The 12,187-nt window shown below is 41.8% G+C and carries 13 protein-coding genes; 4 read left to right on the top strand and 9 right to left on the bottom strand.

Annotated elements, in window-relative coordinates; translation table 11 throughout:
- Positions 1–88 precede the first annotated feature (88 nt).
- Together POV26_RS06785 and POV26_RS06780 are read left to right on the top strand one after the other, a co-directional pair.
- On the top strand, positions 89–2,746 hold the full coding sequence (locus POV26_RS06785; protein WP_272855714.1) for a valine--tRNA ligase: 2,658 nt from the start codon (positions 89–91) through the stop codon (positions 2,744–2,746).
- 100 nt (positions 2,747–2,846) lie between these two features.
- Entirely contained in the window at positions 2,847–3,089 is a 243-nt protein-coding gene (locus tag POV26_RS06780; RefSeq protein ID WP_272855713.1) for a hypothetical protein, read from the top strand.
- Here POV26_RS06780 and POV26_RS06775 read toward each other — a convergent pair whose 3' ends face one another.
- The 6 genes from POV26_RS06775 to rsfS all read right to left on the bottom strand — a co-directional run bounded on the left by POV26_RS06775 (position 3,090) and on the right by rsfS (position 7,894).
- On the bottom strand, positions 3,090–3,356 hold the full coding sequence (locus POV26_RS06775; RefSeq protein WP_045080695.1) for an acyl-CoA-binding protein: 267 nt from the start codon (positions 3,354–3,356) through the stop codon (positions 3,090–3,092).
- Entirely contained in the window at positions 3,356–4,006 is a 651-nt protein-coding gene (locus POV26_RS06770; RefSeq protein ID WP_272855712.1) for a phosphatidylserine decarboxylase family protein, read from the bottom strand. Before POV26_RS06770 ends, POV26_RS06775 begins: the two co-directional genes overlap by 1 nt.
- Positions 3,996–4,829, bottom strand: coding sequence for a phosphatidate cytidylyltransferase (locus tag POV26_RS06765; RefSeq protein WP_272855711.1), 834 nt, complete (start codon positions 4,827–4,829; stop codon positions 3,996–3,998). The genes POV26_RS06770 and POV26_RS06765 overlap by 11 nt, the downstream gene beginning before the upstream one ends.
- A gap of 1 nt (position 4,830) precedes the next feature.
- Entirely contained in the window at positions 4,831–5,442 is a 612-nt protein-coding gene (locus POV26_RS06760; protein ID WP_272855710.1) for an LUD domain-containing protein, read from the bottom strand.
- 109 nt (positions 5,443–5,551) lie between these two features.
- Positions 5,552–7,507, bottom strand: coding sequence for an ATP-dependent zinc metalloprotease FtsH (gene ftsH / locus POV26_RS06755; RefSeq protein ID WP_272855709.1), 1,956 nt, complete (start codon positions 7,505–7,507; stop codon positions 5,552–5,554).
- A gap of 15 nt (positions 7,508–7,522) precedes the next feature.
- Positions 7,523–7,894 carry a ribosome silencing factor gene (gene rsfS, locus POV26_RS06750; protein WP_272855708.1) on the bottom strand — a complete coding sequence of 124 codons (372 nt, stop codon included), beginning with the start codon at positions 7,892–7,894 and terminating at the stop codon, positions 7,523–7,525.
- 90 nt (positions 7,895–7,984) lie between these two features.
- On the opposite strand from rsfS, the gene POV26_RS06745 reads away from it, so the two are divergent.
- The gene (locus POV26_RS06745; RefSeq protein WP_272855707.1) at positions 7,985–8,716 is read left to right on the top strand and encodes a biotin--[acetyl-CoA-carboxylase] ligase; all 732 of its coding nucleotides are present in this window, start codon (positions 7,985–7,987) and stop codon (positions 8,714–8,716) included.
- Here POV26_RS06745 and POV26_RS06740 read toward each other — a convergent pair.
- Together POV26_RS06740 and pyrE are read right to left on the bottom strand one after the other, a co-directional pair.
- Positions 8,713–9,105: an SRPBCC family protein gene (locus POV26_RS06740; RefSeq protein WP_272855706.1), complete on the bottom strand. Its 393-nt coding sequence runs from the start codon at positions 9,103–9,105 to the stop codon at positions 8,713–8,715. The genes POV26_RS06745 and POV26_RS06740 overlap by 4 nt on opposite strands.
- Before the next feature lie 79 nt (positions 9,106–9,184).
- Positions 9,185–9,826, bottom strand: a complete 642-nt coding sequence (pyrE, locus tag POV26_RS06735; protein WP_272855705.1) for an orotate phosphoribosyltransferase — start codon at positions 9,824–9,826, stop codon at positions 9,185–9,187.
- Between the two features lie 7 nt (positions 9,827–9,833).
- On the opposite strand from pyrE, the gene POV26_RS06730 reads away from it, so the two are divergent.
- Complete coding sequence (locus POV26_RS06730) at positions 9,834–10,457, top strand: NUDIX hydrolase (protein WP_272855704.1); 624 nt, start codon at positions 9,834–9,836, stop codon at positions 10,455–10,457.
- On the opposite strand, the gene POV26_RS06725 is transcribed toward POV26_RS06730, so the two are convergent.
- Positions 10,425–12,155 carry a M14 family metallopeptidase gene (locus POV26_RS06725; RefSeq protein WP_272855703.1) on the bottom strand — a complete coding sequence of 577 codons (1,731 nt, stop codon included), beginning with the start codon at positions 12,153–12,155 and terminating at the stop codon, positions 10,425–10,427. The two genes, POV26_RS06730 and POV26_RS06725, sit on opposite strands and share 33 nt — an antisense overlap.
- Between the last annotated feature and the right edge of the window lie 32 nt (positions 12,156–12,187).

Genomic DNA, 12,187 nt, shown 5'->3' with positions numbered 1-12,187 from the left:
GAACAACAAGCAAAATAACTTATTCACTTTTATTATCCTTTAGATATATTTACTTTTGCAACTCATTACACAAATACCAGACCAAAGTATGGCTTTAGAGGCAAAATATAATGCAAAACAGACTGAAAACAAGTGGTATAGCTACTGGATGGAGAATAAATATTTCCATTCAGAAGTTGACGAAAGAACGCCATACACCATTGTCATCCCTCCGCCGAATGTTACGGGAGTTTTGCATATGGGCCACATGCTCAACAATACCTTACAGGATGTTTTGATCCGCCGTGCGCGTCTGCAGGGCTATAATGCTTGCTGGGTACCGGGCACGGACCACGCTTCCATTGCTACCGAGGCCAAAGTTGTAGCAAAATTGAAAGCCGAAGGAATTGACAAGGCAACCCTTACGCGCGAGGAATTTTTGGAGCACGCTTGGGAATGGACCCACAAACACGGTGGGATTATTTTGGAACAGTTGAAGAAACTCGGCGCCTCCTGCGATTGGGAACGCACCAAGTTCACCATGGATGAAGATATGTCAGCTTCTGTGATAAAGGTATTTGTTGATCTATACCGAAAAGGAAACATTTACCGCGGCTACCGAATGGTAAATTGGGATCCGCAGGCAAAGACCACCCTTTCTGACGAAGAAGTTATTTACGAAGAAAAACAAGGCAATCTCTATTACTTAAACTATAAAATTCTTAACGAGGATGGCTCCCCTCCTCTGGAGGGGTCGGGGGAGGCTTTAACCATTGCTACTACGCGTCCCGAAACCATTCTCGGCGATACTGCAATCTGCATAAACCCTAATGACGAGCGTTTTGCACACCTGCGCGGCAAAAAAGCCATCGTTCCGGTTTGCAATCGTGTAATTCCAATCATTGAAGACGAATATGTTGATGTGGAATTCGGAACAGGGTGTCTAAAAGTTACACCTGCCCACGATGAGAATGATAAAATGCTTGGCGATAAGCATAATCTTGAAATAGTTGATATTCTCAATGATGACGGAACCCTAAACAGTTTTGGCCTTCATTACGAAGGAAAAGACCGTTTTGTGGTTCGAAAGGAAATTGTAAAGGAACTGGAAGCAATGGGCGTGGTTTCAAAAATTGAAACACATATGCACAAGGTTGGAACCAGTGAAAGAACCGGCGCTGTGATAGAACCAAAACTGAGCGATCAGTGGTTCCTTAAAATGAAGGAGCTTGCGCAACCTGCTTTGGATGCCGTGCTGGAAAAAGACGTAAACTTAGTTCCCGAAAAGTTCGTTAACACTTATCGCCACTGGATGGAAAACGTTCGCGATTGGAACATCTCCCGCCAATTGTGGTGGGGACAGCAAATTCCCGCATATTTCTATGGCGACGGAAAAGAGGATTTTGTAGTTGCGGAAAACATTGAAGAAGCGGTAAAATTAGCGCAAGAAAAAACTGGCAATGACCAATTAAAAGCTGCGGATCTAACCCAAGATCCGGACGCGCTCGATACATGGTTTTCATCTTGGTTATGGCCTATTTCAGTATTTAATGGAATTTTAGAGCCAGACAACAAAGAAATAAATTATTACTACCCAACCAACGACCTCGTTACCGCCCCCGAAATTCTTTTCTTTTGGGTAGCCCGTATGATTATCGCAGGTTATGAATACAGAAACGAAAAGCCTTTCACAAATGTTTACCTAACGGGAATTGTTCGCGATAAGCAGCGCCGAAAGATGAGCAAATCGCTCGGTAACTCGCCAGATCCAATTGATTTGATGGATACCTACGGAGCCGATGGCGTGCGTGTGGGGATGCTTTTGAGCTCGCCAGCAGGGAATGATTTAATGTTTGACGAAGATCTTTGCAAACAGGGAAGTGCCTTTGTAAACAAAATCTGGAACGCCTACCGATTGATTGATGGCTGGGAAGTTGATTTGGAAAAGGAACAATCGCAAAGCGACATCATTGCCCTAAAATGGTACCGCAGCAAATTCCAAAAAACGCTTGCCGAAATTGAAGACCATTACAGCAAATACCGCATCAGCGATGCCTTGATGGCAACCTATAAATTGGTTTGGGACGATTTCTGTTCGTGGCTTTTGGAAATGGTAAAACCGCCTTTTGGGGAAAAAATTTCAGAGAAAACTTATTTGGAAGTGATTTCCGTTTTGGAAGATAATTTAAAAATATTGCATCCTTTCGTGCCTTTCATTTCAGAAGAAATTTGGCAACACATTACCCAGCGCGACATTTCCGAAGCCTTGATAATTTCAGAATGGCCAAAACAGGAAGCTTTTGATGAAAAAATAATAAAGGATTTCGAATTTGCTTCCGAAGTAATCTCAGGGATCAGAACCATTCGGAAAGAGAAGAATATTTCCTTTAAAGATACGATCGAACTTTCGGTGTTGAACAACGACAATGCTTCCAAGGAATTTGACGCCGTGATTTCAAAACTCGGCAATATTTCAGAATTGAATTACATCTCAGAAAAACTGGACGGGGCATTGACTTTCCGTGTAAAGAGCAACGAATATTTTATACCGATTGCTGGGGCAATTAACGTTGAAGAAGAAATGGCAAAGCTTTCCGAAGAATTGAAATACACCGAAGGTTTCCTAAAAAGCGTGCAGGGCAAACTGAAGAACGAACGTTTTGTGAGCGGCGCTCCGGAACAAGTAGTTGCTTTGGAAAGACAGAAAGAGGCAGATGCGCTTGCAAAGATTGAAACTTTGAAGGCGAGTTTGGCGGGACTGAAGTAAACTCTGAACGCGTTAAAATCTCTTAATTTATTCTAAATCCAGGTTAATTTATTCATTTTCAACTGCATTTGAGTGTAACTTGCTTCAAAACTGAACAATTATGGACCAAGCAAAGTATGAACAAATGCAGTCGATGCTCCACAAATTGGAGGACATCAAAAACACTCAAAAAAGTATCATCGACAAGATTAACCACGTGATTACCGACTTATTTCAACATCCCGATAAAGACCTTGAAAAAGCAATGGAAGGCGCACATGAACGCGCTTCGGAAAATGTGGAAAAGATTAGGGAAGCTATTGAGGAGTACGAGATAAAATTCAACAAGGCACAGCAGGCCTGATTACTTTCGGTACAAAAAGTATTGATTAACGGCCTCGATGTAGAGTTGTTTGGCCTCGTCCTCGGTAAGGCCGCGCGTTTGGAAAAGTGCGTTGGTCTTAAATGCCGAGATATGCGGCTTGCCACCACTGGGAATGTCGGCATCATTCGTTGCGCGTTTGTAGTAGGCATATAACCGCAAGAGCACATCTGCGGGAAAAGGCTCTGTGTGCTCATTAATGCTCTTCACGGCATTTCTAAAGGCTATATCAAGCTCTTCTGAAGTCATTATTTTTCGGCAATTATTGAAATTCCACCTTTAACTTTTTGGTTCAGGGTTACCTTAATTTTTGCATCCAGCGGAAGGAAGATATCCACGCGCGATCCAAATTTTATAAAACCGCTGTCCGAAGCTTGTTCTACCTCTTGGCCCGCTTCGGCGTAATTGACAATCCGTTTGGCCATAGCGCCGGCAATCTGCCTGAAAAGCACGTCTCCAAAAGTTTCATTATTTACCACTACCGTGGTGCGTTCGTTTTCCTCGGAAGATTTTGGGTGCCACGCCACTAAGAATTTTCCCGGGTGATATTTGCTGTAAACCACCTTTCCGCCCACGGGATAGCGGGTTACGTGAACGTTTATGGGGCTCATGAAGACTGAAACCTGTAATCTTTTATCGTTGAAATATTCCTTCTCAAAAACTTCTTCAATAACAACAACTTTTCCATCGACGGAAGATAGAACCCGCTCGGGATGTACTAAAAAATTGCGCTTTGGATTTCTGAAAAACTGTAGCACCAGCAGCAGCAGAATAATCAGCGAAATAATAATTCCTCCGCGAATGGTCGGGTTTGCCACAAATACATTGGCTAAAAGGCTAAGCCCAATAACGACTGCCAGCGCTATAAAAATAATCTTGAAACCTTCTTTATGAAACATTGTCAACAATTAATAAAAATGCATATACAAAAGGGCTGGCATAAATAATACTGTCCAACCGGTCATACAATCCGCCGTGCCCGGGCATAATAATTCCGCTGTCCTTAACGCCAGCCTGTCTTTTAAACTTTGATTGGATCAAATCACCAATAGTTCCGAAAACGCAAATGATCATTGCCATTACAATCCAAGTCCACAGCGGATACTTTTCGGCTTCCATCGGACGATAATTTTCTAATACCTTAAAGATAACAAATCCCGCCAAAAGAGCCCCCAATAAACCGCCAACAAAACCTTCAACGGTCTTTTTGGGCGAAACGCGTTCCAGGAGTTTATGTTTTCCGAATTTTGAACCGATGAGGTATGCAAAGGTATCATTGCTCCAAACCAATACAAAAACCGCCACTATGATTTCTGGCATAAACCTGCCGTCAATATTCATTACAGGGATAAGGGTAAGAAAAACGAAGCCGCTAATAATGTAGAATACCACGGTAATGTATTTTTTCTTTTCAAACATCGGGATTTTGCTGGTCCACAATACGTCTTTCAATAAAAAAAGATTGACGAAGCCACTTAAAATCAAAAGAAGATAGACGGCATTATCGGCAAAAACGTCATAGCTTAAAAAGTAAAAGGCGGCCGCAAGTAGAAAATAGGCAAGATAGCTGGTAAGGTGCACCAGTTTTAAATATTCGCTTAAAGTAATAATTGCAAGTACGAAAAAAAGCCCCATAAACCATTCGCGCGAAGTGAACATTGCAAAGATGATGATCGAAATGTATAATACGCCCGAGAGGGTCCGCACGAGAATTTCCTTCATATTATAAGTCTTCCAGTAGCAACAAATATAGGTTTTTTGTGCTACTTCCATAACTCATAAAATCCTTTTCTTTTTCGGTTTCAAAGTCTTGAATGGTAGTAATGTTACTGGGAATGGAACCGGAACTTTGGTTTTTTATAACCCGCAAGCCTTCGCTTATACTATCAACAATCTGGCTGGTTGTTGCAAAAATCACAAAGTTTGAGGGCAGTTCCTTCAGTTTCTTTTCTTTTATTTGGTTTGAGGAAAGCAAGATGGAACCGTTGTTTGAAACCAAAGATTCGCAGGTGGAAAGAAAGAATTTTGAATCGGTATTTTTTGTAAAGTTGAGGTTGAAACCATCAAATTTTTTGGAGAGCATATCGTTTACACAAAATACTTCCTGCTCATACCAATCGTTTTCGATCATTATATTATCAAAAGCTTCGGTTACCTCTTCCCAGTTTTCGCAATAGATAAATTTACCCCCGTTATTTTTAAAATTATAGGTAAATTTCTCGTCAATGGGAAGTTTTTGCTCAGGGTAATAACTGCTATGATCGGCTTTCTCGGCGCGCTTGGCCTTTTCTTCCGATTTATAGTTTGGGTTTAAAAGTCTTTTAAACAGACTCATTAATAATTAATTGAGGAGTTCGTATATACGTTATACTTCAAATATATAAAATCTATATTGAAGTTGTGTTACCAAAAAAAATTAAAACGAAATAAAAAATAGGCACCCGTTAAGTTGTTGCCACTCTTGTTACTTCTTCCGGTGTCTCAAAAGGACGATCGCCAAATATTTTTTGGAGGTTGTCCTTGAAAATCACTTCTTTCTCTAAAAGTACGTTTGCCAGCTCGGTAAGTTTATCTTTGTTTTCTTCCAAGATTTTTACCGCCCGCTCGTATTGTTCCTCTATAAGTTTTGAAATTTCCTGGTCTATAAGCTCGGCAGTTTTTTCACTGTACGGCTTGCTAAAGTTGTATTCAGACTGTCCGCTACTGTCGTAATACGTTAGGTTTCCAATTTTGTCGTTCAGGCCGTAAATGGTTACCATTGCGCGGGCCTGTTTGGTCACTTTTTCAAGATCGCTCAACGCTCCTGTGGAAATTCGGTTGAAAATAACCTTTTCAGCGGCCCGTCCGCCCAAGGCAGCGCACATTTCATCCAGCATCTGCTCTGGATGGATAATAAGGCGCTCTTCTGGCAAATACCAAGCAGCTCCTAAAGACTGCCCCCGGGGAACGATAGTTACTTTCACCAATGGCGCGGCATGCTCAAGCATCCAGCTTACGGTGGCGTGGCCCGCTTCATGGAAAGCAATAGCGCGTTTTTCGTCCACCGTCATTATTTTATTTTTCTTTTCCAAGCCGCCAACAATTCTGTCAACCGCATCAAGGAAATCCTGTTTGTCCACGAATTTTTTACCATTTCGGGCGGCGATTAGCGCAGCTTCGTTACAAACATTCGCAATGTCTGCCCCAGAGAACCCCGGAGTCTGTTTTGCAAGAAAATCTGTATCCAGCTCGGTGTCTTTTTTAATGGGGCGCAAGTGTACTTCAAATATTTCCTTGCGCTCGCGTACGTCTGGAAGGTCCACATAAATCTGCCTGTCAAAACGTCCGGCACGCATCAAAGCTTTATCCAAAACATCGGCTCGGTTTGTTGCGGCCAAAACGATTACGTTTGTATTGGTTCCGAAACCGTCCATTTCGGTAAGCAGTTGGTTCAAAGTATTTTCGCGTTCGTCATTGCTTCCGGAGAAGTTATTCTTTCCACGGGCACGGCCAATAGCATCGATTTCATCAATAAAGATAATTGCCGGAGCCTTGTCTTTTGCCTGTTTAAAAAGATCGCGAACACGGGAAGCACCCACGCCCACAAACATTTCAACAAAATCGGAGCCCGAAAGCGAGAAGAATGGAACTTGGGCTTCGCCCGCCACGGCTCTGGCCAGGAGGGTTTTACCGGTTCCCGGAGGGCCAACCAACAAAGCTCCCTTAGGAATTTTACCTCCCAAAGATGTATATTTATCGGGTTGTTTCAAGAAATCCACAATTTCCTGAACTTCTTCCTTGGCGCCTTCTAAACCGGCAACATCCTTGAAAGTGGTTTTTACATCCGTCTTCTCGTCAAAAAGTTTTGCCTTGGATTTGCCAATATTGAATAATTGCCCGCCAGCACCGCCACCAGCGCCCGAAGACATGCGGCGCATAATAAAAATCCAAATAGCGATAATGATAACAAAAGGCAAGATTCCCATTAAAATATCGCCCCAAACATTATTGTCTGTTTCGAAATTTAAAGAGGTGGACAAATGGTTTTCCGCTTTTATCTCCTGAAAATCTTTTTGAAAGAGTTGAAGGTCACCAAACTCAAATTGATAATCGGGATCGTTCGGGCCGGGAGCCAGAAATGCGGGAGTATTCCCTTTTTTGGAATGGATCTCCTTTTGTTTGGCTTCATCGGTAAGATAAACTTTTGCGATTTTTTTGTTGATGATGTCAACTTTTTTAACATCGCCATTTTTCAAAAATTCCTCAAACTTTGCCTGGTTTGTTTTTTCGGGCTGCGACCAACTGCCGCCGCCAAAAATCTGGATGCCAAAAAACAAAAGTATTATCGCCGCATAGATCCAATAATAATTGGGTTTCGGTCGTTTTGATTCGCTTTTTTTATTTTTATTTTCTTCGGCCATATGGCTATTTTCTTTTTAGTGTGTTGTTTCTATTTTAACTGATTTTGCATCGCCCCAAAGCCCCTCAATATCATAAAACTCGCGGATATGCTTTTGGAAAACATGCACCACAACGTGCACGTAGTCCATAAGGATCCACTCTGCGTTGTCGCTGCCTTCAACGTGCCACGGTTTTTCCTTTAAAGCTTTGCTAACGGATTTTTGAACAGAATTCACAATGGCATTTACCTGTGTGTTACTGGTACCATTGCATATTATAAAATAGTCACAAACGGTATTTTCTATATCTCTTAGGTCAAGAATTTCAATATCATTTCCCTTTACATCTTCAATCCCTCGTATTATTTGAGCAATAAGTTGATCTGGTTCTGCTTGTTTTTTCTGCATTAAATTATTTTTCTTTTCTATGGTGCAAAGTTATTACTTTTTTGTTTCTTGAAGCGCCTTAAAAGCGTAATACTAAACATAATTATCGTTTTGAACTTAATCAAACTTAATGCCACCGATTCCACCAATACCTACTTAAAGCAATTGGCAAAAGAAACCCGATTGCCCGATGGAACGGTGGTGGTTGCGGAAAACCAACTTTCGGGCCGTGGGCAAATGGGCAACGCCTGGCTTTCAAGGGAAGGGCAAAGCCTTACATTCAGCATCTTTAAAGAGTTTAAGGGGCTGCCGGTAGAACATCAATTTTTGGTTTCAATGGCAGTCTCGTTGGCTATTTTGCAAGCCACAGACCGTTTGAATGTTCCAAATATATCAATTAAATGGCCAAACGACATATTGTCAGCCAATAAAAAAATTGGCGGTATTTTGATTGAAAACGTGCTGGAGGGCAGTACGGTAAAGTATTCAATAATTGGCATTGGGCTCAACGTGAACGAAGCGGATTTTTCAAATTTGCCACAGGCAAGCTCCATGAAACTTGAAACGGGAAAAACCTTTCCATTGGAAGAAGTGCTTGACACAATTCTGAAAAATGTTTTCAAAAATTTAAAAAATCTTCCAGCAGCCGATTTTTCAGAAATGAAACGGAATTACGAAAACAATTTATTTCGAAAAGAAAAGGTTTCGGTTTTTGAAACTCCCGAAAGGTTTCGGTTCAACGGAATAATAAAGGGGGTTTCCGATATTGGCGAACTTTTGGTGGAAACGGAAAATGATCCGTTGCAAAAATTTCAGATGAAAGAAGTAAAGTTGATTTATTAAACCTGCTCCAAATTGGAGGCAAGCGTATCAATAAACTTTGAAATGGGGCCTTTTACCATCATGGCCATCATGGCGTTGAATTCGCCTTCAAAATGGAGTTCCACGGTTGAGGTATTTTCTGAAACTTCTTCAATATTCCCCGTTAACGTGAAGGGAATTTTATCGCTGATTGCGCCCAAAACTACTCTGTTTGGCTTTTCAACTTCTTTTACTTCCAACGCTATTTCGGGCATTCCCTTTAAGGCAAATACAAATGCATTTTCCCGTATAACTTCAAATTTGCTGATGCTTTCGGGCATCAATGTTTCAAAATTTTTCACATCTGCCAAAAAATCGCAAAGCTCCGCTGCGGATTTTTGGGTGGTCACCTTTTTGCTGTTTAGTTTCATTTATGAGTTTATGAGTTTATGAGTTTAGAAGTGCTGGATACTGCGACTGAACACTGCGACTGAACACTGCGACTGAACACTATTGCCCCCAAACAGCAGGATTCTCCCGCCATTCAGAAAGTAATGCAGCTTCTTCGGAATTGATGTATTTGGATTTTTCGGCCTCTTCCAGCAACATTTCATAATTGCTCAAAGTGTTTAACGCAACATTCGCCTTTTTGAAATTTTCTTCCGCAGTATTAAAACCATAGCTGAAAATTGCCAACATTCCTTTTACGTTCGCATTTGCTTCGTTTAAAGCCTCCACGGCCAATAAGCTGCTTTTCCCGGTGCTGATTAGGTCCTCTACGACAACCACATTGGTGTTTGGCTCCAAATGGCCCTCAATTTTATTTTGGCGGCCGTGGCCCTTTGCCTCGGGACGCACGTAGCAAAACGGTACGTTCAAATAATCGGCGACCAATGCGCCAATGCCTATCGCGCCAGTGGCCACGCCGGCAATCATTTCGGGCTTTCCGTAGAGTTCCTCAATTTGTCTGGCGAGGTTCTCGCGGATGTAATTTCGAATCATTGGGTAGGAAAGCGTGATGCGATTGTCGCAATAAATTGGGGATTTCCACCCCGAGGCCCACGTAAAAGGGTTTTGTGGTTGCAATTTTATTGCATTAATTTGCAATAGCAGGGCCGCGGTTTTTTGCGCCGTTTCTTTGTTTAATATCATTGTGCAAATGTATAAAGTTTTTGTAAAAGATATTCCCATTATTCTTTCTACTGAAGAAAATATTGGGGAGCACTACACCACCATTCCTTTAAAACAGGCACGTTTTAAAAAGTTGGTAAAAAAAATATACAACGGCGAGCTGCTCTATGTAAATCTGTACCACAAAAATGCGGAAAAGCTGGAACGCTTTCTTCGGAAGAAAATAAAAGTGGTTGAAGCCGCCGGGGGGCTGGTATATAACAGTAGAAAGGAAATTCTTTTTATACGGAGAAACAAAAAATGGGACCTTCCAAAGGGCAAAATCGAAAAAGGCGAAACCCACCGCGAAGCCGCCGTTCGTGAGGTTATCGAGGAAACGGGGGTGAAGGACCTTGAAATCCGCGATTTTTTAATGACTACCTATCACGTTTTTACGAGAAACGACAAATTCAGATTGAAGATAACCTATTGGTACGAAATGTTCAGCGATTACGACGGGCCGCTCATTCCCGAACCTGAGGAAGGCATTAAAAAAGTAAAGTGGAAGGATTTTGAAAAGTCGCAGAAGGCACTGCAGGATTCCTACGAAAATATAAAACTGCTCTTTCCGAAGGAATATTTAACCACCCACCCGAACGATAGGATAACGTAAATGCGATTTTTCGTAATAGGGCGATTGCTTGTGAATCCAATCGAGTTGTAAATACCAGTTGTTTGCGAAATCGGGCTCGTTCCGCTTTTTGGCTTCAAATTCCTGTTTGATTTTAGGATTTTCATTCAGAAATTTTTCGGCCATATCTTCCCAAACGTAGGGCGAAAATCCTTCCTTTTGCTGCAGGATGGCATCGAAAAAATTCCAGTTGAAAAATGAATCGGGAGCCGCCGGTTCCAGCGTTTCCAAAAGATAGCGAACGCCGGGCTGCTGGGTTTTAACCAAAATATCACCTTCTTTTATTGAAATATTTTCCGTGCTTTTTCTTACTTCCGTTTTATAATGGAGGTAATGTCCCTCGAACGGATTTTTTATCGTTTCAAAATTTTTAATGTGATAAACTTCCGCAGTAATTGTAGTGTCTTTTGAAAATTCTGAAAATTCAATATCGTTCAATTTCAAAAGTTCGATAACGTTCCAATATCCTTTGGGAACAATGTATGCCGAAGGAATGGTCACGGAATCAATCGGCTTAAAATAGTTGTAATAGGTAACATCTTTGGTAAAGGGTTTGTCGCGGAAATATTTCAAACGGTCCGCCCCCGTAATGTTGCTCGGCACCATTTTCCCCTCATAACCTTTGAATTTTAACGTCGTGGTTTTTGAGGAATCCACTTCCCAAGAAATAGGGTAGTAGCTTCCAACTTTATATTTTTCCACAGCATTTTTCCGAAGCGTTTTTATTGTTGAGGCATCCGCATCGGCAATATTTATAAAACTTTTCATCAATTCGTACGTGCCTGCAACCCTTTGTTTATAGGGCTTTAGCATATGCGTTTCCACCGTGAGACCCAAAGTGTTGAACAAAGTAGTGTAACCGGAGGCGTAGCGCGGCGAGTCCATAAATTGGGCAAAACCCTTTTCCGGCACTTGGTTGAAAACGTTTACGTAAGGGGTAATGTCCCAGTTTTTTTGCTGAAGCGAATCCTCCAATTGCGGCATAAACGAAGTGTGCAGATAGTTGCCCAAATCGCCGCCCAATTTGTCGTGCTGCGTAAAAAGATGGGTTAGCACATATTGATAGTCCGCGCCATTGCTAACGTGGTTGTCTATGAACAATTCCGGATTCAGCCAATGGAAAATTTCTGCGAAAGTGCGCGCATTCTTGGTGTCGTTTTTTATAAAATCACGGTTTAGGTCGTAATTTCTTGCGTTACCGCGAAACCCGTATTCCTCGGGGCCGTTTTGATTGGTTCGGCTGGTGCTGTTTCTATTTAAAGCGCCGCCAATATTGTAAATCGGGATGGTTGCAATAATCGTATTTTTTGGCGCGGGGATTTTATTTTCGGCAAAATCGCGAAAAAGCAGCATCGTGGCGTCAATGCCGTCGGGCTCGCCGGGATGGATGCCGTTGTTTATCAGCAATACGTTTCTTCCGTTTTTTGAAAACTTTTCTTTTGAATGTTCTTCATTTTTGGGGTCGAACACAACTACGTGCAGCGGGAGACCGCTATCGGTTTCGCCCATTACAAATATGGAAATGGAAGGATATTTTTTGGCGAGCGAAGTATAATAGTCGAGGGTTTCGCCATAAGTTGCCGTTTTTTTGCCGTTTGATTTTTCAAAAATAGTGGACAATTCCTGTGAAAAACTATGGCAAAAGCTGAGGAAGATTAAAATTTTAAGAAATAGTTTCATAGGGTGTTCGTTTCGTTTTATCGCGGGTTTTG

The sequence above is a fragment of the Aequorivita todarodis genome (assembly GCF_028561335.1).
Lineage (GTDB): Bacteria > Bacteroidota > Bacteroidia > Flavobacteriales > Flavobacteriaceae > Aequorivita > Aequorivita todarodis.
The sequence above is the reverse complement of the archived record's forward strand: the minus strand, read 5'-3'. Positions and strand labels throughout refer to the sequence as shown.

What these genes read in the sequence shown, in the direction of transcription:
- POV26_RS06785 (WP_272855714.1), top strand. Translation starts at nt 89, where the DNA reads ATGGCTTTAGAGGCAAAATATAATGCAAAACAGACTGAAAACAAGTGG.
- POV26_RS06730 (WP_272855704.1), top strand. Translation starts at nt 9,834, where the DNA reads ATGTATAAAGTTTTTGTAAAAGATATTCCCATTATTCTTTCTACTGAA.
- POV26_RS06765 (WP_272855711.1), bottom strand. Translation starts at nt 4,829, where the DNA reads ATGAAGGAAATTCTCGTGCGGACCCTCTCGGGCGTATTATACATTTCG.
- POV26_RS06775 (WP_045080695.1), bottom strand. Translation starts at nt 3,356, where the DNA reads ATGACTTCAGAAGAGCTTGATATAGCCTTTAGAAATGCCGTGAAGAGC.
- POV26_RS06760 (WP_272855710.1), bottom strand. Translation starts at nt 5,442, where the DNA reads ATGAGTCTGTTTAAAAGACTTTTAAACCCAAACTATAAATCGGAAGAA.
- POV26_RS06740 (WP_272855706.1), bottom strand. Translation starts at nt 9,105, where the DNA reads ATGAAACTAAACAGCAAAAAGGTGACCACCCAAAAATCCGCAGCGGAG.
- POV26_RS06770 (WP_272855712.1), bottom strand. Translation starts at nt 4,006, where the DNA reads ATGTTTCATAAAGAAGGTTTCAAGATTATTTTTATAGCGCTGGCAGTC.
- ftsH (WP_272855709.1), bottom strand. Translation starts at nt 7,507, where the DNA reads ATGGCCGAAGAAAATAAAAATAAAAAAAGCGAATCAAAACGACCGAAA.
- POV26_RS06780 (WP_272855713.1), top strand. Translation starts at nt 2,847, where the DNA reads ATGGACCAAGCAAAGTATGAACAAATGCAGTCGATGCTCCACAAATTG.
- pyrE (WP_272855705.1), bottom strand. Translation starts at nt 9,826, where the DNA reads ATGATATTAAACAAAGAAACGGCGCAAAAAACCGCGGCCCTGCTATTG.
- rsfS (WP_272855708.1), bottom strand. Translation starts at nt 7,894, where the DNA reads ATGCAGAAAAAACAAGCAGAACCAGATCAACTTATTGCTCAAATAATA.
- POV26_RS06725 (WP_272855703.1), bottom strand. Translation starts at nt 12,155, where the DNA reads ATGAAACTATTTCTTAAAATTTTAATCTTCCTCAGCTTTTGCCATAGT.